This window comes from Variovorax sp. SG517 (genome assembly GCF_013376045.1).
Lineage (GTDB): Bacteria > Pseudomonadota > Gammaproteobacteria > Burkholderiales > Burkholderiaceae_C > Variovorax.
The window spans coordinates 161,391-184,345 of record NZ_JABMJG010000009.1 but is presented as its reverse complement, the minus strand read 5'-3'; the positions used below and the strand labels follow the sequence as shown (position 1 = coordinate 184,345).

The 22,955-nt window shown below is 67.1% G+C and carries 24 protein-coding genes and 1 tRNA gene; 12 read left to right on the top strand and 13 right to left on the bottom strand.

Going from position 1 to position 22,955, the window contains the following annotated elements:
- Positions 1-45: 45 nt before the first annotated feature.
- The 3 genes from FHT32_RS25885 to FHT32_RS25875 are packed head-to-tail and all read left to right on the top strand — an operon-like array spanning position 46 to position 2,117.
- Positions 46-720, top strand: coding sequence for a PQQ-binding-like beta-propeller repeat protein (locus FHT32_RS25885; RefSeq protein WP_176667450.1), 675 nt, complete (start codon positions 46-48; stop codon positions 718-720).
- Between the two features lie 13 nt (positions 721-733).
- A complete protein-coding gene (locus FHT32_RS25880) occupies positions 734-1,504 on the top strand; it encodes a thioredoxin family protein (RefSeq protein WP_176667449.1) in 771 nt (256 codons plus the stop codon).
- 40 nt (positions 1,505-1,544) lie between these two features.
- Positions 1,545-2,117, top strand: a complete 573-nt coding sequence (locus tag FHT32_RS25875; protein WP_176667448.1) for a hypothetical protein — start codon at positions 1,545-1,547, stop codon at positions 2,115-2,117.
- Here the strand turns inward: FHT32_RS25875 and FHT32_RS25870 are convergent.
- Positions 2,114-3,016 (bottom strand): LysR family transcriptional regulator, encoded by a 903-nt coding sequence (locus FHT32_RS25870; protein ID WP_176667447.1) that lies wholly within the window; start codon positions 3,014-3,016, stop codon positions 2,114-2,116. The two genes, FHT32_RS25875 and FHT32_RS25870, sit on opposite strands and share 4 nt — an antisense overlap.
- Before the next feature lie 75 nt (positions 3,017-3,091).
- Between FHT32_RS25870 and FHT32_RS25865 the strand changes: the two genes are divergently transcribed.
- From FHT32_RS25865 to FHT32_RS25835, 7 genes are all read left to right on the top strand, one after another.
- The gene (locus FHT32_RS25865) at positions 3,092-3,961 is read left to right on the top strand and encodes a CoA ester lyase (protein ID WP_176667446.1); all 870 of its coding nucleotides are present in this window, start codon (positions 3,092-3,094) and stop codon (positions 3,959-3,961) included.
- Between the two features lie 40 nt (positions 3,962-4,001).
- Complete coding sequence (locus tag FHT32_RS25860; protein WP_176667445.1) at positions 4,002-4,991, top strand: tripartite tricarboxylate transporter substrate binding protein; 990 nt, start codon at positions 4,002-4,004, stop codon at positions 4,989-4,991.
- Between the two features lie 19 nt (positions 4,992-5,010).
- On the top strand, positions 5,011-6,192 hold the full coding sequence (locus FHT32_RS25855; protein ID WP_176667444.1) for a CoA transferase: 1,182 nt from the start codon (positions 5,011-5,013) through the stop codon (positions 6,190-6,192).
- 3 nt (positions 6,193-6,195) lie between these two features.
- Positions 6,196-7,071: an amidohydrolase gene (locus FHT32_RS25850; RefSeq protein ID WP_176667443.1), complete on the top strand. Its 876-nt coding sequence runs from the start codon at positions 6,196-6,198 to the stop codon at positions 7,069-7,071.
- A complete protein-coding gene (locus FHT32_RS25845; RefSeq protein WP_176667442.1) occupies positions 7,068-8,057 on the top strand; it encodes a tripartite tricarboxylate transporter substrate binding protein in 990 nt (329 codons plus the stop codon). Before FHT32_RS25850 ends, FHT32_RS25845 begins: the two co-directional genes overlap by 4 nt.
- Positions 8,058-8,207: 150 nt before the next feature.
- Entirely contained in the window at positions 8,208-8,777 is a 570-nt protein-coding gene (locus FHT32_RS25840) for a thioredoxin family protein (RefSeq protein ID WP_176667441.1), read from the top strand.
- A 304-nt stretch (positions 8,778-9,081) separates the two neighbouring features.
- A complete protein-coding gene (locus tag FHT32_RS25835; protein ID WP_176667440.1) occupies positions 9,082-9,219 on the top strand; it encodes a hypothetical protein in 138 nt (45 codons plus the stop codon).
- Between the two features lie 7 nt (positions 9,220-9,226).
- Here the strand turns inward: FHT32_RS25835 and FHT32_RS25830 are convergent, their stop codons facing one another.
- Positions 9,227-9,481 carry a DUF333 domain-containing protein gene (locus tag FHT32_RS25830; protein ID WP_176667439.1) on the bottom strand — a complete coding sequence of 85 codons (255 nt, stop codon included), beginning with the start codon at positions 9,479-9,481 and terminating at the stop codon, positions 9,227-9,229.
- A 29-nt stretch (positions 9,482-9,510) separates the two neighbouring features.
- Positions 9,511-10,254 carry a response regulator gene (locus FHT32_RS25825; RefSeq protein WP_176667438.1) on the bottom strand — a complete coding sequence of 248 codons (744 nt, stop codon included), beginning with the start codon at positions 10,252-10,254 and terminating at the stop codon, positions 9,511-9,513.
- Between the two features lie 265 nt (positions 10,255-10,519).
- Here FHT32_RS25825 and FHT32_RS25820 point away from each other — a divergent pair, with 265 nt between their 5' ends.
- Both FHT32_RS25820 and FHT32_RS25815 read left to right on the top strand, forming a co-directional pair.
- A complete protein-coding gene (locus FHT32_RS25820; RefSeq protein ID WP_176667437.1) occupies positions 10,520-11,905 on the top strand; it encodes an ATP-binding protein in 1,386 nt (461 codons plus the stop codon).
- A 144-nt stretch (positions 11,906-12,049) separates the two neighbouring features.
- Complete coding sequence (locus FHT32_RS25815; RefSeq protein ID WP_176667436.1) at positions 12,050-13,831, top strand: cytochrome c biogenesis protein DipZ; 1,782 nt, start codon at positions 12,050-12,052, stop codon at positions 13,829-13,831.
- Positions 13,832-14,038: 207 nt separating this feature from the next.
- On the opposite strand, the gene FHT32_RS25810 is transcribed toward FHT32_RS25815, so the two are convergent.
- The 10 genes from FHT32_RS25810 to thrS form a co-directional block, all read right to left on the bottom strand.
- Positions 14,039-14,305 (bottom strand): hypothetical protein, encoded by a 267-nt coding sequence (locus FHT32_RS25810; RefSeq protein WP_176667435.1) that lies wholly within the window; start codon positions 14,303-14,305, stop codon positions 14,039-14,041.
- Between the two features lie 322 nt (positions 14,306-14,627).
- A tRNA-Pro gene (locus tag FHT32_RS25805) sits at positions 14,628-14,704 on the bottom strand.
- Positions 14,705-14,730: 26 nt separating this feature from the next.
- A complete protein-coding gene (locus tag FHT32_RS25800) occupies positions 14,731-15,189 on the bottom strand; it encodes a MerR family transcriptional regulator (protein ID WP_176667434.1) in 459 nt (152 codons plus the stop codon).
- Positions 15,190-15,254: 65 nt separating this feature from the next.
- On the bottom strand, positions 15,255-15,626 hold the full coding sequence (locus FHT32_RS25795) for an integration host factor subunit alpha (protein ID WP_176667607.1): 372 nt from the start codon (positions 15,624-15,626) through the stop codon (positions 15,255-15,257).
- A 5-nt stretch (positions 15,627-15,631) separates the two neighbouring features.
- Positions 15,632-18,073: a phenylalanine--tRNA ligase subunit beta gene (gene pheT, locus FHT32_RS25790; protein WP_176667433.1), complete on the bottom strand. Its 2,442-nt coding sequence runs from the start codon at positions 18,071-18,073 to the stop codon at positions 15,632-15,634.
- Between the two features lie 39 nt (positions 18,074-18,112).
- Entirely contained in the window at positions 18,113-19,189 is a 1,077-nt protein-coding gene (gene pheS / locus FHT32_RS25785; RefSeq protein WP_093202106.1) for a phenylalanine--tRNA ligase subunit alpha, read from the bottom strand.
- 112 nt (positions 19,190-19,301) lie between these two features.
- Positions 19,302-19,661 carry a 50S ribosomal protein L20 gene (gene rplT, locus FHT32_RS25780; protein ID WP_007832499.1) on the bottom strand — a complete coding sequence of 120 codons (360 nt, stop codon included), beginning with the start codon at positions 19,659-19,661 and terminating at the stop codon, positions 19,302-19,304.
- A gap of 24 nt (positions 19,662-19,685) precedes the next feature.
- Entirely contained in the window at positions 19,686-19,889 is a 204-nt protein-coding gene (gene rpmI, locus FHT32_RS25775) for a 50S ribosomal protein L35 (RefSeq protein WP_007832497.1), read from the bottom strand.
- Between the two features lie 166 nt (positions 19,890-20,055).
- Positions 20,056-20,682, bottom strand: a complete 627-nt coding sequence (gene infC / locus FHT32_RS25770; RefSeq protein ID WP_176667606.1) for a translation initiation factor IF-3 — start codon at positions 20,680-20,682, stop codon at positions 20,056-20,058.
- A gap of 101 nt (positions 20,683-20,783) precedes the next feature.
- The gene (gene thrS / locus FHT32_RS25765) at positions 20,784-22,691 is read right to left on the bottom strand and encodes a threonine--tRNA ligase (RefSeq protein WP_176667432.1); all 1,908 of its coding nucleotides are present in this window, start codon (positions 22,689-22,691) and stop codon (positions 20,784-20,786) included.
- Between the last annotated feature and the right edge of the window lie 264 nt (positions 22,692-22,955).

Genomic DNA, 22,955 nt, shown 5'->3' with positions numbered 1-22,955 from the left:
GTCTCCAGGCGCCGGTTTCGAGGCGCTTCATACAAGGAGCCAACGATGAGCAGCAAGACAGGCAAGAGCAATCCCACGGTACGCGCCGCCGAGATCGTGCGCGAATACGGCCCGTTCGGCGGTGCCGGCCAGGTCCACGGCGTGACGCATGACGGCCACCGCGTCTGGGCCGCCACCGGCGCGAAGCTGGTGGCCTTCGATCCGGCCAGCGGCGAGACCAGCCAGACACTCGATGTGCCCTGCGACGCCGGCACCGCCTTCGACGGCAAGCACATCTACCAGATCGCGGAGTCGCGCATCGACAAGATCGACCCCGCCACCGGCAAGGTGCTGGCGTCGATCCCGGCGCCGGGCAACGGCTACGACTCGGGCCTCACCTGGGCCGAGGGCAGCCTGTGGGTCGGGCAGTACCGCGACCGCAAGATCCACCAGGTCGACCCCGAGACCGGCGCGGTCGTGCGCACCATCGAGTCGAACCGCTTCGTCACCGGCGTGACCTGGGTCGACGGCGAACTCTGGCACGGCACCTGGGAGGCGGAGGAAAGCGACATCCGCCGCATCGACCCGAAGACCGGCGCCGTGCTGGAGCGGCTCGAAATGCCGCGCGGCGCGGGCGTGAGCGGGCTGGAGTCCGACGGAGCCGATCTCTTCTACGCAGGCGGCGGCGCGAGCGGCAAGGTCCGCGCCGTGCGCCGCCCCGCCACCACCCGCCAGCATTGACGCAGGAGACACCATGAACACCGAAACCATGACGAACCATCGCGTCGTTTCCAGCGAGCAATGGCTTGCCGAACGCAAGGCATTCCTGGCGCGCGAGAAGGAGCTGACGCACTTGCGCGACCAGATCGCGCGGGAGCGTCGCGCGCTGCCGTGGGAGCGCGTGCGCAAGAGCTACCTCTTCGACACGCCCGACGGCCAGCGCACGCTCGCCGATCTCTTCGAGGGACGCAGCCAGCTGCTGGTGCAGCACTTCATGCTCGGGCCCGACTGGGAGCAAGGCTGCCAGAGCTGCTCCTTCATGGCCGACCACACCGACGGCATGAACGTGCACCTCGCGCACCGCGACATCACGCTGGTGGCCGTATCGCGCGCGCCGCTCGCACGCATCATGCAGTTCCGCGAACGCATGGGCTGGCGCTTCGGCTGGGTGTCGTCGCACGACAGCGACTTCAACCTCGACTTCCACGTCAGCTTCACGCCCGAGGAGCTGGCCACCGGCGAGGTCTACTACAACTACGGCAAGCTGCCCTTCCCGCACGACGAGGCGCCCGGCATCAGCGCGTTCTACAAGAACGAAGCCGGCGAGGTGTTCCACACCTACTCGACCTACGGCCGCGGCGTGGAAGTGATGATGGGCGCCTACAACCTGATGGACCTCATGCCCAAGGGCCGCGACGAACGCGAGGTGCCCTACAAGATGGAATGGGTGCGCCACCACGACCGCTACGAGCAGCAGGCGCAGGCACCGGCCATCGGCGCGTGCTGCCACGACAAGCACGCCTGAAGCACAAGCGGCACTCCGGGCGCGTGAAGGCGACGACATCATGGCAAGCCTCTGGCCCTGGCTGGCGGTCGCGGGGGTGGGCGCTCTTCACGGGCTGAACCCCGTCACCGGCTGGGCCTTTGCGGCCGCCTGCGGCCTCCGGTCGGGCGACCGGTCGCGGGTGCTGCAGGCACTGGTGCCGATCGCCCTCGGGCACGCCGCATCCGTCGCGCTCGTGGCTGGCGCCGTGGTGTTCGCTCCCTCGATGGATCGCATCGCCCTGCAATGGGCAGCGGGCGCGCTGCTCGTCGCCGTGGTCGTGCATCACCTGTGGCACGGAAAGAAGACCGGCCATGCCAGGCTCGCACTCTGGTCCTTCATGATGTCCACGGCCCACGGCGCCGGGCTGATGCTGGTGCCGGCGCTGATCCCGCTGTGCATGAGCGAAGCGCCGGCGGCCCGGGAGATCACGGCGTCGGGCTCGCTGGCGCTGGCTTTCGCGGCTGTCGGGGTGCACATGGCGGCGATGCTGGCGGTCACGGGTGCGGTCGCGATCGGGGCGAGCCGCAGCTTCGACGTCGCACTCGCGCTGTTTCAGGGGCGGCCGTTAGGGGTACAAAAGCCTCGACGCTAGCGCTTGCGGGAACCGCCGCCCTCGCCCTTTGCAGCAGTGACCAGTCCCGCGCTTTCGACGAAACCATGGATCAGCCTCAGCCGCGGCGATGACCGCATCCACAGGATGCCGAAGCGCCGCGTCTCCGAAGGCAGTGGCAGCGGGATCTTCGCGATGCGCTGCCCGTCGAGCAGCGGCGAGGCGATGTCGGGCACGACCGAGACGCCCAGGCCCCTGTCCACCATCATCGCGATGGCCAGCAGCGAGCTGAGCTCGAAGCGCTCCTGCGGCACGATGCCGGCGGCGCGCAGGTAGCGGTCGGCCTGCTTGCCGCCGCCGAGGTTGCGGTCGTAGCGGATCAGCGGCGAGGTGCGCAGCAGCTCGTGCGGGTCGCGCCGCGCGAGGCGGCTGGGTGCGAGCAGCACCAGCGGCTCCTCGCGCAGCAGCGCCCAGTCGAAGGTCTTGGCAAGCGCGAACGGCGGATACAGGCACACGGCCGCGTCGAGCTCGCCCTGCTGCATCGCCTTGTAGAGCGCGGCGGTGGTGCCCGACTGCAGGAACACCTTGGCGCCCGGATGCGTCTTCACGAAGCGCGCGAGGATGTCCGGCAGCAGGCTGTGCATGGCCGTGTTGATGGTGCCGACGACCAGCTCGCCGCCCGCAGCCTCGCTGCCCACCAGCGCCTTGATGTCGCTCACCTCGCGCAGCAGCGTGCGCGCCCGTTGCACCAGCCGGTGCCCGGCCTCGGTGGGCTGCACCGTGCGGCCGGCACGCGCGAGCAGCGGCGCCTTGAACTCGCGCTCCAGCGCGCGGATCTGCTGCGCCACCGCGCCGGGCGTCAGGTCGAGCCGGCGAGCGGCCTCGGACATCGAGCCCGATTCCACCACCAGAAGAAAGCTTTGCAGGTAGGCCGTTTCCATGAAGATAGATTTTCTGCGATGTGATCGCAGCAAACAGCTGTTTTTCTCTTCTCATGAACTGCCGACACTGCCCTCATGAGAAGCAAACTCTTCGTTCCCGGCACCCGCCCCGAGCTGTTCGCCAAGGCGCTCGCTGGCGAGGCGGACGCCATCAGCCTCGACCTGGAAGACGCCGTGTCCGAGCCGCGCAAGGACGAGGCGCGCGAGACCGTGCGCAGGTTCCTCGAAAGCGGCGAGGCCGCCTCGTCGCGCAAGACGCTGATCGTGCGCGTCAACGCCATGGACACGCCGCACTTCGAGCGCGACATCGCTGCGGTCGCGCGCACCGGCGTGCACCTGATCAACCTGCCCAAGCCGCAGAGCCCCGCGCACGTGCGCGCGGCCGCCGAAGCCATCGAGCGCGCGGAGCGGGCCAACGGCGTGCAGGCGCCCATCGGCCTGCTGCTGAACATCGAGACGCCCGCCGCCCTGCGCATGGCCGCCGAACTCGCGCTGGGGCATCCGCGCGTGGCGGGCCTGCAGCTGGGGCTGGGCGACCTGTTCGAGCCGCTGGGCATCGCGCGGCGCGAGCCTTCGGCGATCCGCCATGCGATGTTCGCGGTGCGCATCGCGGCCGGCGAAGCGGGTCTGTATGCCTACGACAGCGCCTTCGCCGACATCCGCGACGCCGAGGGCTTTCGCGCAGAGGCCAAGCTGGCGCGCGACCTCGGCTTTCTCGGCAAGACCTGCATCCACCCGAGCCAGATCGCCATCGCCAACGAGGTGTTCCGCCCGACCGACGAGGAGATCGCGCATGCCCGCAAGGTGGTCGAGGCGGCGCGCGAGGCCGATGCCAAGGGCGTCGGAGCCTACGTGGTCGACGGAAAGATGATCGACATCCCCTTCGTGATCCGCGCGCGCGCCATCGTCGAGAGCGCGCGCAGCCTCGGCTTGATACCGGGCTGACCCTGCTTCCCCATCCATAAGAAAACCGGAGACAAGACAGATGCGTATTTCCTCGTTCCTTCGCCCGCGCGCGCTCGCCGCAGCCACGGCGCTCGTGCTTGCCGCGCTGAGCGGCACCGCGCTCGCGCAGGCCGCCTACCCTTCCAGGCCCATCACCATCGTCGTGCCCTACCCGGCCGGCGGCTCGAACGACACCTTCGCGCGGCAGGTGGCCAAGGAGCTGGGCGACCAGCTCAAGCAGCCGGTCATCATCGACAACCGCCCGGGCGCCAGCGGCAACACCGGCACGGGCCAGGTGGCCAAGGCAACGCCCGACGGCTACACGCTGGTGGCCGTGTCTTCGAGCATGACGACCAACGCCGCAGTGCAGTCGAAGCTGCCCTTCGACCCGGTCAAGGGCCTCGCGCCGGTGGCGATGTTCGCCAAGGGGCCGTTCATCGTCGCGGTCAACAACGAGTTCCCTGCCAGGACGCCGGCCGAGCTGATCGCCGCCATCAAGGCGAAGCCGGGCCAGTACAACTACGCATCATCCGGCTCGGGCAGCGTCAACCAGTTCGGCACCGAGCTTCTCAAGGCCAAGGTGGGCGACCTGCAGATCGCACACATCCCGTACAAGGGCATGGGCCCGGCGGTGACCGACCTCGTGGGCAACCAGACGCAGCTGCTGATCTCCAGCGGCCCCTCGCTGCTGCCGATGGTGCGCGCCGGCAAGCTGCGCGCGGTGGGCATCACGAGCCTGAAGCCGAGCCCCATCGCACCCGACCTCACACCCATTTCCACCGCCGTGCCCGGCTACGAGTTCGAGCTCTGGTGGGGGCTCCTGGCCCCGGTGGGCACGCCGGCCGACGTGATCGCGAAGCTGAACGGCGCGGTCAACCAGATCCTGTCGAAGCCCGAGATCGCGGCCAACTTCCTGCGCGAAGGCGCCATCGCCACGCCGCTCACGCCGGCGCAGTTCGGCACCGTCATCGCCGAGGACGTGGAGCGCTGGAAGAAGCTGGCGAAGCAACAGAACATCACCGCAGACTGAACAAGGAAAGAGAAAGCCCATGAGCCATACCGCCCCCGAGGACACGCGCCTGCCAGGGCGCCAGGGCCCCGCCGGGCCGCTGAGCGGCCTGCGCGTGCTCGACCTGAGCGCCTACATCGCGGGCCCGTACGGCTGCTCGCTGCTGGCCGACCAGGGTGCGGAAGTCATCAAGATCGAACCGCCCGCCGGCGACAACCTGCGCAAGTACCCCTCGACGCTGGAAGCCGAGAGCCGCGCGTTCATCGGCGTGAACCGCAGCAAGCTGGGCGCGATGCTCGACCTGAAGAACCCCGAAGACCTGGCTGCGCTGATGGAACTGGTGCGCGGCGCCGATGTGCTGGTGCACAACTTCAGGCCCAGCGTGCCGCCGCGGCTGGGCATCGCCTACGAGCAGCTGAAGGCGGTGAACCCGCGGCTCATCTACTGCGCCGTCACCGGCTACGGCGAGACCGGTCCGCTGCGCGAGAAGGCCGGCTACGACCAGGTGCTGCAGACCATGACCGGCATGTGCGCGCTGCAGGGCAAGCGCGGCGAGCCGCCCGAGATCATCTATGGCTCGGTGGTCGACTACTACGCGGCCGCGCTGGTGGCCGCGGGCGTCGCCTCGGCGCTGTACGAGCGCGAGAAGAGCGGCGAAGGCCAGTTCGTGGGCGTGTCGCTGCTGCGCTCGGCGCTCACGATGCAGTCGGCGCGCATGGTATGGGCCGAGGGCGAGCCCAAGGACGTGGGGCGCGACATGCGCTCCGGCGGCATCACCGGCATTCACCCGACGCGCGAGGGGCACATCTACATCTCGGCCAACACGCCGCACTTCTGGCAGGCGCTGTGCGCCAAGGTCGGGTTGCCGGAGCTCGCTGATGACGAGCGCTACGACTCGGTGCGCAAGCGCGCGCAGCACGCGGCCGAGATCGTGCCGAAGCTGCGCGCCGCGCTGGCCGGGCGCACCGCGCTCGAATGGGAAGAGATCTTCGGCGAGGAAGTGCCCTGCTCCGCCGCGCGCACCGTGGAAGACATGTTCGACAACGAGCAGGTGCTGGCCGAGGACATGGTCGCGAACATTGCGCACCCCACGCTGGGCTCGTACCGGGGCTTCACCCGCCCGGTGCGCTTCGGCCGCACGCCCGGGCCCGAGCCCTTCGCAGCGCCCACGCTGGGGCAGCACACGGCCGCCGTGCTGGCCAAGCGAAGCGCGGGCGACTGAGCCATGGTCGACGAGATCGCCGTGCCCCACAGCGCGGGCACGCGCAAGCCCTCCATCGCGGCGCCCGAAGGCGCATGCGACGCGCACATCCACGTGTACGACCGCCGCTTCCCGATGCACGGCTCGCCCGATGCCATGCTCGACCACGCCACCGCCGACGACTACCGCCTGCTGCAGCAGCGCACCGGCACGCAGCGCACGGTGGTCGTGCAGCCGCGCGTGCACGGCACCGACAACAGCGTGACGCTGGCTGCCATCCAGGCGCTGGGCGCGCATCGCACGCGCGGCGTGGCGGTGGTGCGGCCCGAGGTGAGCGATGCCGAGCTGAAGCATCTGCACGAAGGCGGCATCCGCGGTATCCGCTTCACGCTGTACACATCGGCGAACGCGGCGACGGACTTCTCCATGGTCGAGCCGCTGGCCCATCGCGTTCACGCGCTCGGCTGGCACGTGCAACTGCACTGGAGCGCCGACCAGATCGCTGCGCACTCGGCGCTGCTCGATCGGCTGCCCTGCACGGTGGTCTTCGACCACCTCGCGCGGCTACCTCAGCCGGACGGGCTCGCGCACCCCGCGTACCGCGTGGTGAGCCGGCTGCTCGACAACGGTCGCACCTGGATCAAGCTCTCGGGGGCCTACCTCGACTCCGCAGCCGGCGCCGAGGGCGGCTACGCCGACACCATCCAAATCGCGCGTGCCTGGGCGCAGCAGGCGCCCGAGCGCGTCGTGTGGGGCAGCGACTGGCCCCATCCGACCGAACGCACGGCCAAGCCCGACGACGCGCAGCTCTTCGACCTGCTGGGCGAATGGTTGCCCGATGAGGCCGCACGCCGCCGCGTGCTCGTCGACAACCCCGCGCGGCTCTACGACTTTCAATGAACCACAAGACCCAAGACATCGAGATGAAGAAGCGACTCCTGAAATCCATCGCCACCCTGGCCGCCTGCGCCGCTCCCCTGCTGGGCTGGGCCGCCTGGCCCGACAAGCCGATCCGCATGGTCGTGCCTTATGCGGCCGGCGGCGGCGCCGACAACACGGCGCGCATCGTCGCGCAGCAGATGAGCACCGCCCTGGGCCAGCAGATCGTGATCGACAACAGGCCCGGCGCCGGCGGCGTGATCGGCGCCGACAACGTCGCCAAGGCGGCGGCCGACGGCTACACCGTGCTTTACGACGCCTCTGCGTTCTCGGTGAACCCGTCGCTGCGCAAGCTGCCTTTCGACGCGGCGAAGGACTTCATTCCCGTATCGCTGGTGGCCACGGCGCCGCAGATCCTCGTCGTGCCCGCGACCGCTCCCTACAAGACGGTGCCGGAGTTCATCGACTACGCACGCAAGAACCCCGGCAAGCTGAGCTTCGCTTCGGCGGGCGGCGGCACCGGCTCGCACCTGGCGGGCGAGGCGCTGAACGAGCAGGCGAAGATCAACCTGATGCACGTGCCCTACAAGGGCGGCGCGCCCGCGCTGACCGACGTGATGGGCGAGCAGGTGTCGGCCTACTTCGGCAACGTGGCCTCGACGCTGAGTTATGTGAAGAGCGGCAAGCTGCGCGCGCTGGGCGTGAGCTCCAGCAAGCGCGTGCCGGGGCTGCCCGATGTGCCGACGCTCGCCGAGTCGGGCCTGCCCGGCTACAACGTGGTCGAGTGGAACGGCGTGTTCCTGCCCAAGGGCACGCCGGCCGACATCGTGCAGAAGCTCGGCAAGGCGGTGCAGGCCGCGGTCAACGATCCTGCCGTTCGGCAGAAGCTGCTGCAGCTGGGCCTGGAGCCGGCGGGCACCACGCCAGAGGCTTTCGCGAAGTTCGTGCAGCAAGAGACTTCTCGAGTGAGCGCGCTGGTCCGCTCGCGCAACATCAGGGTCGATTGACGCTCGTGCCCTACTGGGTGTGAAACGTAATGTGCGGCCTGCGCCCCGCAGATACAGAAGCATACGCAATCCGCTCAACGCACAGGCAGCCTGGCGAAGAATCGGCTCCGTTCACAGACGAACGCCCGTCACTCTTCCGAAGGAACCGCCATGCGCTTTCGCTCTTCCGCCCTCTACTTCGCAGTCGCCATCGCCGCCTCGGCGGCTGCGCTCACGCTGACCTTCGCGGCGCCTTCGCCGTTCGGCGGTGACATACCTGCTTCGGAAGCCGTCGCGGCGCCCGAATTCCAGAACATCGACAACTGGCTGAACTCGCAGCCGCTCAAGCTGAGCGAGCTGCATGGCAAGGTCGTGCTGGTCGATTTCTGGACCTACACCTGCATCAACTGTCTCAACCACCTTCCGTACGTGAAGGACTGGAACCAGAAGTACAAGGACAAGGGCCTGGTGGTCGTCGGCGTGCATACGCCGGAGTTCGCATACGAGAAGTCGACGAAGAACGTGAAGGACGCGATCGAGCGCCTGCAGATCAAGCATGCCGTGGCGCAGGACAACAGCTACGGCACCTGGAAGGCGTTCAGGAACCAGTACTGGCCTGCGGTGTACCTGATCGACAAGCAGGGGAAGATCGTCTACTCGCACTTCGGCGAGGGCAGCTACGGCACTACCGAGAAAAAGATCCAGGCGCTGCTGGCCGAGCCTGCGCCTGCTGGGACCTGAAACACCGCTGCTGTTTCAGGGCGCGATCACGCCGACGGGGTACCTTGCTCCGCGAATGTCCCCCGGCCTTCGGCCTCCTCCTTTATTTCGCTGCGCAAGGCACCCCATCGTCGTGATCGACGAGCGCGGCAGTCAAACTGCCGGCACAAGCGGAGCGCCCATGTGCGAATGGCACCGGGTGCTCCCCGCAGCGAAATAAAGGAGGAGGGCCGCAGGCCCGGGGGACATTCGCGGAGGGGAGTACCCGGTGTCATTCGCACGCCCCCCCGACAGCCACTCACGAACCACACACGGAGCAAAAGGAATGAAGAAACTCTGGCTCGCCCTGCTCTTCTTCGCAGGCGGCGTCGCGCACGAAATCCGCAACCCGGTGAACTGCCTGTGCATCTCTTCCAGGCAGCAGGAAGGCTCGCGCGCAAGTTCGCGCAAGCCCTCGAAGTGAAGCCGCCCTACTTCGCCGGATGATCCCGGCGGTAGAGCTCCCATTCCTCGATCTGCCGGCCATCCGGAAGCTGGCAAACGCCGTACTGCCCCTTGTCGTTCGACCTCATGAGGGTCTTGCCCCCAAGGCTGTTGCAGTAGACCGAAGCCGGATTCGCCATGCCGACCCGCGGCGGCAAAGGCGGTGGAGGTTCAGGCTGCGCGCATGCAGTGACCAGAAGAAGCGACAGCGCGCCCGACGGGAGGAACAGTGGCTTGATCATTTCGCGAGTGTAGGCCCGCGGCTGCGGCCTCAGTCCAGGGCTTCAACGGCCGACGAGAAGACATAGCCCTCGCTGCGCACCGTCTTGATGTACCGCGGCTCGCGCGCATCGTCCCGCAGCCGCTGGCGCAGGCGGCTCACCAGCAGGTCGATCGAGCGCTCGAAGAGTTCGGCCTCGCGGCCCTGCGTGAGGCTCAGCAGCTGGTCGCGGTTCAGCACCTTCTGCGGATGGTCGAGGAACACCATCAGCAGCCGGTACTCCGCCCCGCTGAGCGCCACCATCACGCCGCTGTCGTCGATCAGGGTGCGCGCGGTGGTGTCGACCTGCCAGTCGCCGAACGCCAGCTTCGAGGCCGACTCGGTGGAACGCATGTTCGGCGGCAGCATGCGCGTGCGGCGCAGCACCGAGCGGATGCGCGCGAGCAGCTCGCGTGCGGAGAAAGGCTTGGCCAGATAGTCGTCGGCGCCCATCTCCAGGCCGAGGATGCGGTCGGCCTCCTCGCTGCGCGCGGTGAGCATGAGGATGGGCGTGGCCTTGTACTTGCCCGTGCGCAGGTCGCGGCACAGCGTGAGGCCGTCTTCGCCGGGCAGCATCAGGTCGAGGATGATGAGGTCGAAGGGCCCCGACTCCTCCAGCGCCGCGCGCATGTGCCGCCCCGTGGGCACCGTCACGACGCGCAGGCCGTTCTTGACCAGGTAGGTGCCGAGCAGTTCGCGGATCTCCCGGTCGTCGTCGACGATGAGGATGTGGTCGGAAGTCTTGGGAATGTTCATGGCTGTACGGTGATGCGCCCGCTGGCGCGGCGGGTAGACGCAATGTAGCCCTTGCCGGCGCCGGAACGGGCGGTTTTGTATGCCCGTGTATCCGGCGGGCGGGGCGACCACACTATGTTGCTCGCGCACGGCCCGCCCGCCCGAGCCGGCGCCGGCGGGGCGGACGGGGTGGCGACGGGTAATGTTGTATGTCGGGCCGCGCTACCGAACACACTGGAATACAAAGCGGCGCGCCGCGGCGCGGGACCGGTCTATAAACCAGCCCATGCCCACATCCGCAAGCCTTTCCGACGACCTCGCCCCGGCCGCCCCGCCCCCGGGCCTGCACCGGCTGCTGCCGCGCACGCTGTTCTCGCGCGTCACGCTGATCATCGTGGTCGGGCTGGCCATCGCGCAGCTGCTGACCTTCATGGCCATCCGCTACGAGCGCGGCATCGCGATGCGCGAGCTGATGATGATCGGCATCGAGCGCGACATCGCCAGCTCGGTCGCCATCCTCGACCGGCTGCCCGCCGCCGAGCGCGAGGGCTGGCTGGCGCGGCTGGAGCGGCGCAACTACCACTTCGTGCTTGGCGGCAGCGCGGAGGGCATACCGCCCGACACGCCGCTGTCCCAGCAGTTTGCCAATGCCATCATTGACGCGATGCGCCCCTTCGAGATCGTCAAGGTCGGCCAGGTGAGCAATCCGCCGCAGGGCCTGCAGATCCAGGTGCGGATGTCGGACGGCTCCTCGGTGGTGGTGCATGCGCGGCGCGTGGACATGCCGGTGTCGAGCTGGGTGATGTGGCTGCTGTGGGTACAGCTGCTGGTGCTGGCCGTGTGCGCCTGGTACGCGGTGCGGCTGGTCACGCGGCCACTGGCGCAGTTGGCCGACGCGGCCGACGAACTGGGCCCCGATCTGAAGGGCCGGCAGCTCGCCGAGGAAGGCCCGACCGAGGTGCAGCACGCTGCGCGCGCGTTCAACGCAATGCAGAAGCGCATCGCCGGCTACATGGCCGAGCGGGTCGAGATCCTCGCGGCCATCTCGCACGACCTGCAGACGCCCATCACCCGCATGCGGCTGCGCACCGACCTGATGGACGACGGCCATGACCGCGACAAGTTCCGCCAGGACCTCGACGCCATGCACACCCTGGTGCGCGAAGGCGTGACCTACGCGCGCACCCTGCACGGCGCCACCGAGCCGCCTCGCCGCATCGACGCCGACGCGCTGTTCGAGAGCATGGTGGCCGACTACGAGGATGCGGGCCAGCAGGTGCTGCTCGAAGGCCGCGTGGGCGAGCCCATGGTGACCCGGCCGAACGCGCTGCGACGCATCCTGGCGAACCTGATCGACAACGCGCTGAAGTTCGGCACCGACGTGCGGTTGCAGGTGCACGCCAGTGCCGATGCTGGCGGCCACCGGCTGACGCTGGCGGTGGTCGACAACGGGCCCGGCATTCCGCCCGACCAGTTGGAGAACGTGCTCAAGCCTTTCTACCGCGTGGAGGGCTCGCGCAACCGCAACACCGGCGGCACCGGACTGGGCCTGGCCATCGCGCAGCAGCTGGCGACGGCGATGGGCGCGGAGCTCACGCTGCGCAACCGGGAGGAAGGTGGGCTGGAAGCCCGGCTGACCATGGCCACCCACACAGCCGCGCCACCGGACTGAGCCGGCCGCCTCATCCACCAACTCACCAACCCACCCACCCACCAACTCGTCGACCCAAGCAGGAGCGGCTCGCATCGCGAGACCGCGAGGACCCCGCTCGCCCTTCACTTTTCCCTTTCAGCCACTCACCGACAGGACCCGACCATGCTGCTCCTCATCGTTGCCTACCTCGGAGGCGTGCTCACCATCCTGAGCCCGTGCATCCTGCCCGTGCTCCCCTTCGTATTCGCGCGCGCCGACAGGCCCTTCCGCTCGCACGGCCTGCCGATGCTACTGGGCATGGCGCTGGCGTTCTCGGCCATCGCCACGCTGGCGGCGGTGGGCGGCGGCTGGGTCGTGACGCTCAACGAATACGGACGCAGCGCCGCGATTGCGCTGCTGGCGGTGTTCGGCGTGACGCTGCTGTTCCCGTCGGTTGCAGATCGGATGAGCCGCCCGCTGGTGGCGCTCGGGCTGCGGCTGTCCGAGCCGGCGCCGGGAAAGGCGTCCGTGTTCTCGCCGCTGCTGCTGGGCGTCGGCACCGGGCTGCTTTGGGCACCCTGCGCGGGGCCGATCCTCGGGCTGATCCTGACGGGTGCGGCGCTCAATGGCGCGAGCGTCGGCACCTCGCTGCTGCTGCTGGCTTATGCGGCGGGCGCGTGCACCTCGCTGGCGGCTGCGCTGCTTTTCGGCGGCCGGGTCTTCTCAGCGATGAAGGGGTCGCTGCACGCGGGTGAATGGATGCGCCGCGTGGCCGGCGTGGCGGTGCTCGTGGGAGTGGGCGCGATCGCGTCGGGGCTGGACACGGGGCTGCTGAGTCGTCTGTCGGCGGGAACCACATCGGCGCTGGAGCAGGCGCTCGTGAACAGGCTCGACGTGTCGGCGCCAGCGCCGGCGCCGCAGCCGCAGGCTTCCGCCGCCTCGGAAGGACTGATGCCCGTGTCCGCCCAGTCCTTTCCGACGACGCCCCTGCCGAAGCTGCCGGATGAAGGCGGGCTCCCTTCGCTGGCCGGTGCCGTCGAATGGATCAACTCCCCACCGCTCACGCCCGAAGCCCTGCGCGGCAAGGTGGTGCTGGTCGATTTCTGGACCTACTCCTGCATCAACTGCCTGCGCACCCTGCCCTACGTTCGCGCGTGGGCCGAGAAGTACAAGGACGCCGGGCTGGTGGTGGTGGGCGTGCACACGCCGGAGTTCGCGTTCGAGAAGCAATCGGCCAACGTGCGCCGCGCGGTGAAGGACCTCGGCATCGGCTTTCCGGTGGCTGTCGACAGCGACTACGCGATCTGGCGCGCCTTCGGCAACCAGTACTGGCCGGCCTTCTATCTCGTCGATGCGCAGGGGCGCGTCCGGCACCACCAGTTCGGCGAGGGAAAGTATGCGAAGTCGGAGCAGGCCATCCAGCAACTGCTGGCGGAGGCCGGTCGGCCCGTCGCATCGGCGGGGATTGTCTCGCCCGAAGGCAAGGGCACGCAGGCTGCGGCAGCCGCAGAGCCGGCCCTCTCTGGCGAGACCTACCTCGGCTACGAGCAGGCGTTCAACTTCGCCTCGCCCGGCGGCATTTCGAACGACCGCGCGCGGGTCTATTCCGGTGTTTCAGCGCTGCGTACCAATCAGTGGACGCTGGCTGGCGAATGGAAAGTCGAGCGCGAGCGCGCAGTGCTGGTGCAGCCCAACGGCCGCATCGCCTATCGCTTCCATGCGCGTGACCTCCACCTGGTGCTCGGGCCCGCGGCCGATGGAAAGCCGGTGCGCTTCAGGGTGCGGATCGACGGTGCGCCGCCGCTCGCGGACCATGGCACCGATACCGATGCGCAGGGCAACGGCGTCATCGACGGGCAGCGCCTCTATCAGCTGGTGCGCCAGACCGCGAACGAGAAGGACCGCCTCTTCGAGATCGAGTTCCTGGACGCGGGCGCGCAGGCCTACGCGTTCACCTTCGGTTGATCGACAGTCGCCTACAGATGCTGGGCGACAAGCACCACGGCGCCAGCGACGGAGATCGCGCCGCCGACGAGTTTCCTGAATGCTTTCATGGCGTGCTCCTTGTTCGGGTATGACGCCTGATGGTGCCCCGGAAAGGGCGCTTCGTGGGTTGGGAATCCTCATCCGCGGGATAGCGAACTCCAACCATCGCCCCCGCGGCGCGGGGAATCAGCTCGACCTTGCCAGGCTCGCCGAAGACATGTCGAGCGGAGCGAGCCGCTCCCGGGCGAACTGGCTCGCCCGCAGCCGCACGCGCTGCAGCGCGGCTTCCAGCGTGGGCTGCTGCATGAAGACCAGCACGCCGTACTTGAGCCCGCGCAGGTTCAGTTCGGCAACGCCCGCGTAACGGCCGCTGGTGGTGCGCTTGATGTCGATGCGGCTGGACCAGCCATCGGGCAGGTCGACGAGGAGTTGCAGTTGCTGTGCGGCATTCATGTGGGCGCGAAGGATAGGCGCGAAGGCAGCGCAAACAAAGGAACTAATTCCGAGCTATCCGCATTTCTTCGGCATCCATGCGCGAGAGCCCCGAATTCGAGAACTCGTCCTCGATGTCTCCCAGATTGGCCGCGATCATCGATTCGCCCGCCCCCTGCGGCGGGCTCCTCCCTCCGACCCCATGCGAGAACGGGGTCCTTCAGCTCACCCTCGGGTGAGCTTTTTTTTGAGCGCTGAAACCAAGGGCGCAACAAGCTCTGCGGCCACAAAGAAAAACGGCTTACGCCTTTTGAGCGTAAGCCGTTGTTTCATCTACTGACTTTGGTCGGTGTGAAAGGATTCGAACCTTCGACCCCTTGCACCCCATGCAAGTGCGCTACCAGGCTGCGCCACACACCGAAGCTCTCGATTATAGCCTCTGAAATTCAGCGTCCGACGGTCAGCAGCTCACGAATTTCAAATAGTTCGCGCCGAAGGTGCAGCAGCTGCGACAGATCGGCCGTCTGCACGGCCGCTGACGCGGGCGAATCCTCGATGATGGCGGCGTCGAATTCTTCCTGGTCGATCTCGATGGCCTCCACGCCTTCGAGCGGCACCTCGCCTGCCTTGCGGCGGTCGCGCTCGCCCTGCACGAGTTCCTGCAGCTTGTTGCGCGCGCCGCTGATCGTGAAACCCTGGTCGTAGAGCAGATCGCGGATGCGGCGAATCATGAGCACCTCGTGGTGCTGGTAGTAGCGGCGGTTGCCGCGCCGCTTCATCGGGCGCAGCTGCGTGAACTCCTGCTCCCAATAACGCAGCACGTGCGGCTTGACGCCACAGAGCTCGCCGACCTCACCGATGGTGAAGTAGCGTTTGACGGGAATCGGAGGGAGCGTTTTCTCCATTGAAATCAAGACTGTGCGCGGGAAACCTCAGAGATTACTCCACGCAGCCGCGCAGCACCAAGCACTTATTCGGAACCGAGGCTCCATTCGACTTCGGAGGTGTTGCCCTGGTCGATGCTTCCGTGAATCTGTTCCTTGAGCTTGGCGCTCGCATGGAACGTCGCCACGCGCCGCTCGCCGATCGGAATCGCCTCGCCCGTGCGCGGATTGCGCCCGGGCCGGGGCGCCTTCACGCGGATCTGGAAGTTGCCGAAGCCCGAGATCTTCACGTCCGTGCCTTCGATGAGGCTGTTGGCCACGAGTTCGAAGAAGGCCTCGACCATGTCCTTGGACTCACGCTTGTTCAGGCCGATCTGCTCGAACAGCAGGTCGGCGAGATGCGCCTTGGTGAGCGCAGGCGTTTCCAGAGCCTCGAGCGTGAATTCGGCAGCGTTCATTCTCATCACCCCCTCAAGCGGCCGCCGAGTTTGGCGCCCAGTTGTTCGACGATCGCGCGGACGGCGGGCTCGACCTGCTCATCCGTCAGCGTGGCGCTGTCGCTCTGGAAGCTCAGGCGCACCGCCATGCTCTTCTCGCCCTGCGCCAGCGCGCCGGGCGCGGCCACCGCACCCTCGCGCAGCGGCTGCGGACGGTAGATGTCGAACAGCGTCGCGTCGCGCAGCAAGCCCTTGGCCGCCGCGGTGGAGCGAATGGTCTGCATCAGCGCGTCGTGCGTGACGGCCTCGGCCACCACCACGGCGATGTCGCGCTCGACGGCCTGGTGCTTGGGCACTGGCTGCGCCACGGGCACGGGGCGTGCGGTGACTGCATCGAGGTCGAGTTCGAACAGCACGGGCGCCTGCGCGAAGTCCCACTTCTGGCGCCAGCGCGGGTGCAGTTCGCCGACGAAGCCGATGGCCTTGCCGTCGACGAGCACGCGCGCCGAGCGGCCCGGGTGCAGGGCCGGATGCTCGGCCGCCTCGAAGGTCGGCTGCAGCGGGGCGAGCAGCGCCTCGACGTCGCCCTTCACGTCGTAGAAGTCGATGCGCTGCGGCTTGCCGTCCCAGCGCGCCTCGTCGGCGTCGCCCCATGCGAGGCCCGCCACGCGCATCGGCTGGTTCACGCCGCGCACGGTGCTGTCGGTGGTGACGACGCCGTCGTCGCGCATGAACACGCGGCCCAGCTCGAACACGCGCACGCGCGGCGCCTTGCGGTCGAGGTTGAACTTGAGCACCTGCAGCAGCGAACCCATCAGCGAGGAGCGCATCACGCTCATCTGGCTGGCGATGGGGTTCAGCAGCTTCACCGGATTGGCGTTGCCCGCCAGGTCCTGTTCCCAGTGCGCCTCGACGAAGCTGAAGTTGATCGTTTCCTGGTAACCCAGCGCGGCGATGCTGCGGCGAACCGCGAATCGGCTGCGCTGCGCCTCGGGACGCACGCGCGCGGTGATGGGCGCGAGCGGCGCGGTGGTCGGCAGGTTGTTGAAGCCGATCAGGCGCGCGACCTCTTCGATCAGGTCTTCCTCGATCAGCAGGTCGAAGCGGTGCGGCGGCGGGGTCACGGTCAGCGTGCCCTCGCCCTCGGTGATCGCAAAGCCGAGGCGGTTCAGCGCTTCGGCGCATTGGGCCTGCGTCAGCGGCATGCCGATCACGCGCGATGCACGCGCCACGCGCAGCGTAACGGGCACGGCCTCGGGCACGCTCAGCGTCTGGTCGTCCATGCGGCCGGCCTGGCCGCCGCAGATCTCGGTGATCAGCTGCGTGATGCGCTCGATGATCTGGACGGTGCGGCTCGGGTCGACACCGCGCTCGTAGCGATGGCCGGCGTCGGTCGAGAAGTTGAAACGGCGCGAGCGGCCCTGCACGGCCTCGGGCCACCAGAAGGCGGCTTCGACGTAGATGTTGCGCGTGTCGTCGGACACCGAGGTGGCGTCGCCGCCCATGATGCCGGCGAGCGACTCCACCTCTCGGTCGTCGGCGATCACGCCGACCTTGTCGTCCACGGTGATCGTGTTGCCATTGAGCAGCTTGAGCTGCTCGCCCGGCTTGCCCCAGCGCACCGTGAGGCCGCCGTGGATCTTGTCGAGGTCGAAAATGTGGCTGGGCTGGCCGTATTCGAACATCACGTAGTTCGAGATGTCGACCAGCGGCGTCACGCTGCGCTGGCCGCAGCGCGCCAGGCGCTCGACCATCCAGGGGGGCGTCGCGACCTTGGTGTTCACGCCGCGCACGATGCGGCCCGAGAAGCGGCCGCAGAGCTCTGGCGCCTCGACCTTCACCGGCAGCACGTCGGCGAACGAAGTGGCGACAGGTGCGATGTCGGGCGTCTTGAGCGGCGCGCCCGTGAGCGCGGCCAGCTCGCGCGCGACGCCGTAGACGCTGAGGCCGTGCGCCAGGTTGGGCGTGAGCTTCAGCGTGAGCAGCATGTCGTCGAGCTTGAGCACCTCGCGCACGTCGGCGCCGATGGGCGCGTCGGCGTCGAGCTCGAGCAGGCCGCCGTGGTCTTCGCTCAGCTGCAGTTCGCGCGCCGAGCACAGCATGCCCTGGCTTTCCACGCCGCGCAGCTTGCCGAGCTTGATGAGGAAGGGCTTGCCGTCTTCACCCGGCGGCAGTTCGGCGCCGACCAGCGCGCACGGCACCTTGATGCCGACGCGCGCATTGGGCGCGCCGCACACGATGTTCAGCAGGGCGCCCTGCCCTGCGTCGACCTGGCACACGCGCAGGCGATCGGCGTTCGGGTGCTGCACCGCTTCCTTGATTTCGCCGACCACGATGCGCGTGAAAGGCGGCGCCACCGGTCGGCGCTCCTCGACCTCGAAACCGCCCATGGTGAGCGTTTCGGCCAACGTGGCGCTGTCGATGGGCGGGTTGCAGAACTCGCGCAGCCAGGATTCCGGGAATTGCATCTCTTCGATCTCGATCTGGTTTTTTCTGTGATGGGGTGCTTACTGGAACTGCGAGAGAAAACGCAGGTCGCCGTCGAAGAAGAGGCGCAGGTCGTTCACGCCGTAGCGCAGCATCGTGAGCCGGTCGGGGCCCATGCCGAAGGCGAAGCCGATGTAGCGCTCCGGGTCGAGGCCCATGTTGCGCACCACGTTCGGGTGCACCTGGCCCGAGCCAGACACCTCCAGCCAGCGGCCGGCCAGGGGGCCGCTCGCGAACTGGATGTCGATCTCGGCGCTCGGCTCGGTGAACGGGAAGAAGCTCGGGCGGAAGCGCAGCACGAGATCGTCGCGCTCGAAGAAGGTGCGGCAGAAGTCGGTGAAGACGACCTTCAGGTCCTTGAAGCTCACGTTCTCGCCGAGCCACAGGCCTTCGCACTGGTGGAACATCGGCGAATGGGTGGCGTCGCTGTCGACGCGGTAGGTGCGGCCGGGGGCGATCACGCGGATCTCGGGCGCCTTCACGGTGCCGGTGGTGTCGGCCGCGGCAGCCGCGAACTCGGCGGCGTACTTCTTGATGTGCTGATGCGCATAGCGCACCTGCATCGGGCTGGTGTGCGGGCGCAGGTTGTAGGGGATGCCGTCGTCGCCGTTCAGGTCGACGTAGAAGGTGTCCTGCATCGAGCGCGCAGGATGGTTCGGCGGGTTGTTGAGCGAGGTGAAGCTGTGCCAGTCGCTCTCGATCTCGGGGCCGTCGGCCACGTCGAAGCCCATGCTGGAGAAGATCTCCTCGATGCGCTCCAGGGTGCGGCTCACGGGATGCAGTCCGCCGGAAATGCGGCGGCGGCCGGGCAGGCTCACGTCGAGCGCCTCGGCACGCAGTTGCAGCGAGAGTTCTTCGTCGGCCAGCTGCTGGCGGCGGTCGGTCAGCGCGGCTTCGATGGCTTGCTTGGCGACGTTGATGGCGGCGCCGCGGGACTTCTTCTCTTCGACACTCAGCGCGGCCATGCCCTTCATCAGCTCGGTGATGCGGCCCGACTTGCCCAGGAACTGGGCCTTGGCGTTTTCGAGCTCGGCGGGTGTCTTCGCTTCGGCGAAGGCGGCACGTGCGGTGTCGACCAGGGAGTCCAACTCGTTCATAGCAACAAAAATCTTCGAGGGGAAATAAAAAAGAGCTGGAGCCTTTTCAAGCGCCAGCCCTTGAGCCGTGGGCGCAGGAAGCTGCCCGGAGGCAGCGCCCTGCTGTGCAGAATCAAGCAGCCAGCTTGGCCTTGACCTGCTCCACGATGCCGGCAAAAGCGGCCTTGTCGTGCACGGCGATGTCCGCAAGCATCTTGCGGTCGATCTCGATACCGGCCTTGCGGATGCCGTTGGCGAACTGGCTGTAGGTCAGGCCCAGTTCACGCGAGGCGGCGTTGATACGCGCGATCCACAGCTGACGGAACACGCGCTTCTTGGTACGGCGGTCACGGTAGGCGTATTGGCCTGCCTTCATCACCGCCTGTTTGGCGACGCGGAAGACATTGCCGCGGCGACCGCGGAAACCCTTGGCGAGTGCGAGAACTTTCTTGTGGCGGGCGCGAGCCGTTACACCACGTTTGACGCGAGGCATGTGTGTACTCCTTGTTCGTCTGAGTTAGATGCCACGGCCGGGCAGCATGGCGGCGACAGAAACCATGTTGGTTTCATGCACTGCGACTGCACCACGCAGGTGACGCTTGTTCTTGGTGGTCTTCTTGGTCAGGATGTGACGCTTGAAGGCTTGACCGCGCTTGACGGTGCCACCGGGACGAACGCGGAAACGTTTTTTCGCGCTGCTCTTGGTCTTCATTTTGGGCATGTGAATGCTCCTTTAGTTTGTGCTCGTGAGGCGCCATGGATGCTCCACGGACTTGTTGGCCCCGAGACACTTCTTCATCCCGCCCCTGCCTGCACTTCTTGCGAAACGCGGGCAAAGGCGAAATCCCTTCAAAACCTCTCTACCGCGGCTCCAGCCTTCGGCCCTGTCAGGCCGTGGCGGGCGTCGCTGCCGGAGCGGTGCCGGCATCCGCTGCCGGTTTCTGCCCACCGCCACCGGGCTTCTTGCGGCCCGGCGCGATCATCATGATCATCTGCCGGCCTTCGAGCTTCGGGAACTGCTCGACGATGATCGTGTCGCCCAGCTCGTCGCGAATGCGCTGCAGCAGTGCCAGACCCAGCTCCTGGTGCGTGATCTCGCGGCCACGGAAGCGCAGCGTGATCTTGCATTTGTCGCCGTCATCGAGGAAGCGCCGGATGTTGCGCATCTTGATGTTGTAGTCGCCATCGTCGGTACCGGGCCGGAACTTGATTTCCTTGACCTCGATGACCTTCTGCTTCGACTTCGCCTCGGCCGCCTTCTTCTGCTCGTGGTACTTGAACTTGCCGTACTCGATCAGGCGACACACCGGCGGGTTGGCCGCCGCAACGACCTCCACCAGATCCACGTCCTGCTCACCGGCAAGGCGTAGAGCCTCGGCAAGACTCACGACACCCAATTGCTCGTTATCCGGGCCGATCAGGCGGACTTCCGGGGCCATGATTTCCCGGTTCAGGCGGTGTTGGCGTTCCTCGCGGTGGCGGCGGTCGCGGAATGCAGTAGCGATGGTCAGGATCCTTCAAAATTTGCTACAAAATCTGTAGCGAACGCCGCTCAGCCCTCGCGGACAAGCGGCACGATTTGGCAAGGAAACATATGGGGTTTTCCGAAGACAAATCAACGCTTGTCGGCAACATCCTGGACGAGCCGTTGCACGAACGATTCGAGGGACATTGCACCGAGGTCTTGATTGCCCCGGGCGCGCACTGCGACGGCACCAGCTTCCTTTTCCTTGTCGCCCACGACAACGATGTAAGGGAGCTTTTGCAACGAATGCTTCCGTATTTTATACGTAATCTTTTCGTTGTGCAGGTCAAGCTGGACCCTAAGCCCTTGATTTTGCAGCGCTTTCGCAACTTCCGAGGCGTAATCGGCCTGCCCTTCGCTGATATTCAGCACCGCAACCTGCACCGGAGCGAGCCACGCAGGCAGTGCGCCGGAGTGGTGTTCGATCAGCATGCCGATGAAGCGCTCCAGGCTGCCGACGATCGCGCGATGCAGCATCACGGGGTGCGCGCGGCCGCTCGATTCCGTCACGTATTCGCCGCCAAGTCGCTCGGCCGTGTTGAAGTCGACCTGCATCGTGCCGCACTGCCACTGGCGGCCGATGGCGTCGCGCAGCGTGTACTCGATCTTCGGGCCATAGAAGGCACCGTCGCCCGGCGCGATGACGAAGTCGACGCCGGAGCGGCGCAGCGATTCCATCACCGCATGCTCGGCCTTGTCCCACAGCTCGTCGGAGCCGACGCGGTTCTCCGGCCGCGTCGCGACCTTGTAGAGGATGTCCGTGAAGCCGAAGTCGGCGTAGACCTTCTGCAGCTGCGCCGTGTACGCAATGCACTCGTCGAGGATCTGGTCTTCCGTGCAGAAGATGTGCCCGTCGTCCTGCGTGAAGCCGCGCACGCGCATGATGCCGTGCAGCGCGCCGCTGGGCTCGTTGCGGTGGCACTGGCCGAACTCGCCGTAGCGCAGCGGCAGGTCGCGGTAGCTGCGCAGGTCGCTCTTGAAGATGAGCACGTGGCCCGGGCAGTTCATCGGCTTGAGCGCGTACTCGCGCTTCTCCGACTCCGTCGTGAACATGTTGTCGCGATAGTTCTGCCAGTGGCCCGTCTTCTCCCAAAGGCTCTTGTCGAGGATCTGCGGCCCCTTCACTTCCCAGTAGCCCGTGTCGCGGTAGATGGCTCGCATGTACTGCTCGACCGCCTGCCAGATGGCCCAGCCCTTCGGGTGCCAGAACACCACGCCAGGCGCCACTTCGTCGATGTGGAACAGGTCGAGTTCCTTGCCAAGCCGGCGGTGGTCGCGCTTCTCGGCTTCCTCGATGCGCTGGATGTACTGGTCGAGCTGCTTCTTGTCGGCCCAGGCCGTGCCGTAGATGCGCTGCAGCTGCTCGTTCTTGGCGTCTCCGCGCCAGTAGGCGCCGGCCAGCTTCGTGAGCTTGAAGACCTTCAGGAAGCGCGTGTTCGGCACGTGCGGGCCGCGGCACATGTCGACGTATTCCTGGTGGTAGTACAGGCCCATGGCCTGCTCGTCGGGCATGTCCTCGACCAGGCGCAGCTTGTAGTCCTCGCCGCGCGACTTGAAGACCTCGATGACCTCGGCGCGCGGCGTCATCTTCTTGATCACGTCGTAGTCCTGCGCGATCAGCTCGCGCATGCGCCCCTCGATGGCGGCCATGTCCTCGGGCGTGAACGGGCGCTCGTAGGCGATGTCGTAGTAGAAGCCCTCGTCGATCACGGGCCCGATCACCATCTTGGCCGTCGGGTAGAGCTGCTTCACCGCGTGGCCGACCAAGTGAGCCGTCGAGTGGCGGATGATCTCCAGGCCCTCTTCGTCCTTGGGCGTGATGATCTGCAGCTTCGCGTCATGGTCGATGACGTCGCTGGCATCGACGAGCCTGCCGTCGACCTTGCCGGCCACCGTCATCTTGGCCAGGCCGGGACCGATGGACTGGGCGACTTCGGCCACCGAGACCGGGCCAGGGAACTCGCGGCGCGAGTTGTCGGGGAGCGTGATCTGGATCATTTTGGGAAAACCTCGGGGAGAAAAACAAAAAAGCGCGGTGGATGACCGCGCTTTGCTTGGTTGTGTAGCTGGCGAAAACCAGCGAGCGCGGGCTACCGGCCTTTTCCTTCGGTGAAGAAAAAGCCGCTGAAACCTTGCGGGGTAGTTCGCGGTGTCATAACCAAGGTGCCTTTCTCGCTCTTGTTGGAGTGCAGAGTCTGCGATTCTAGCCGCTGCACGCCCGGGATGCGTCCAGCGCCCATTGGAGCGAAGTGCGGCTCGAAG

Bases quoted from the DNA above. Each gene is read 5' to 3' on its own strand.
- FHT32_RS25815 (WP_176667436.1), top strand. From the start codon at position 12,050: ATGCTGCTCCTCATCGTTGCCTACCTCGGAGGCGTGCTCACCATCCTG.
- pheS (WP_093202106.1), bottom strand. From the start codon at position 19,189: ATGAACGAGTTGGACTCCCTGGTCGACACCGCACGTGCCGCCTTCGCC.
- FHT32_RS25825 (WP_176667438.1), bottom strand. From the start codon at position 10,254: ATGAACATTCCCAAGACTTCCGACCACATCCTCATCGTCGACGACGAC.
- FHT32_RS25865 (WP_176667446.1), top strand. From the start codon at position 3,092: ATGAGAAGCAAACTCTTCGTTCCCGGCACCCGCCCCGAGCTGTTCGCC.
- FHT32_RS25880 (WP_176667449.1), top strand. From the start codon at position 734: ATGAACACCGAAACCATGACGAACCATCGCGTCGTTTCCAGCGAGCAA.
- FHT32_RS25885 (WP_176667450.1), top strand. From the start codon at position 46: ATGAGCAGCAAGACAGGCAAGAGCAATCCCACGGTACGCGCCGCCGAG.
- FHT32_RS25830 (WP_176667439.1), bottom strand. From the start codon at position 9,481: ATGATCAAGCCACTGTTCCTCCCGTCGGGCGCGCTGTCGCTTCTTCTG.
- FHT32_RS25795 (WP_176667607.1), bottom strand. From the start codon at position 15,626: ATGAACGCTGCCGAATTCACGCTCGAGGCTCTGGAAACGCCTGCGCTC.
- FHT32_RS25860 (WP_176667445.1), top strand. From the start codon at position 4,002: ATGCGTATTTCCTCGTTCCTTCGCCCGCGCGCGCTCGCCGCAGCCACG.
- FHT32_RS25870 (WP_176667447.1), bottom strand. From the start codon at position 3,016: ATGGAAACGGCCTACCTGCAAAGCTTTCTTCTGGTGGTGGAATCGGGC.
- thrS (WP_176667432.1), bottom strand. From the start codon at position 22,691: ATGATCCAGATCACGCTCCCCGACAACTCGCGCCGCGAGTTCCCTGGC.
- rpmI (WP_007832497.1), bottom strand. From the start codon at position 19,889: ATGCCCAAAATGAAGACCAAGAGCAGCGCGAAAAAACGTTTCCGCGTT.
- rplT (WP_007832499.1), bottom strand. From the start codon at position 19,661: ATGCCTCGCGTCAAACGTGGTGTAACGGCTCGCGCCCGCCACAAGAAA.
- FHT32_RS25820 (WP_176667437.1), top strand. From the start codon at position 10,520: ATGCCCACATCCGCAAGCCTTTCCGACGACCTCGCCCCGGCCGCCCCG.
- FHT32_RS25850 (WP_176667443.1), top strand. From the start codon at position 6,196: ATGGTCGACGAGATCGCCGTGCCCCACAGCGCGGGCACGCGCAAGCCC.
- FHT32_RS25800 (WP_176667434.1), bottom strand. From the start codon at position 15,189: ATGGAGAAAACGCTCCCTCCGATTCCCGTCAAACGCTACTTCACCATC.
- FHT32_RS25845 (WP_176667442.1), top strand. From the start codon at position 7,068: ATGAACCACAAGACCCAAGACATCGAGATGAAGAAGCGACTCCTGAAA.
- FHT32_RS25835 (WP_176667440.1), top strand. From the start codon at position 9,082: ATGAAGAAACTCTGGCTCGCCCTGCTCTTCTTCGCAGGCGGCGTCGCG.
- FHT32_RS25810 (WP_176667435.1), bottom strand. From the start codon at position 14,305: ATGAATGCCGCACAGCAACTGCAACTCCTCGTCGACCTGCCCGATGGC.
- FHT32_RS25875 (WP_176667448.1), top strand. From the start codon at position 1,545: ATGGCAAGCCTCTGGCCCTGGCTGGCGGTCGCGGGGGTGGGCGCTCTT.
- FHT32_RS25855 (WP_176667444.1), top strand. From the start codon at position 5,011: ATGAGCCATACCGCCCCCGAGGACACGCGCCTGCCAGGGCGCCAGGGC.
- FHT32_RS25840 (WP_176667441.1), top strand. From the start codon at position 8,208: ATGCGCTTTCGCTCTTCCGCCCTCTACTTCGCAGTCGCCATCGCCGCC.
- pheT (WP_176667433.1), bottom strand. From the start codon at position 18,073: ATGCAATTCCCGGAATCCTGGCTGCGCGAGTTCTGCAACCCGCCCATC.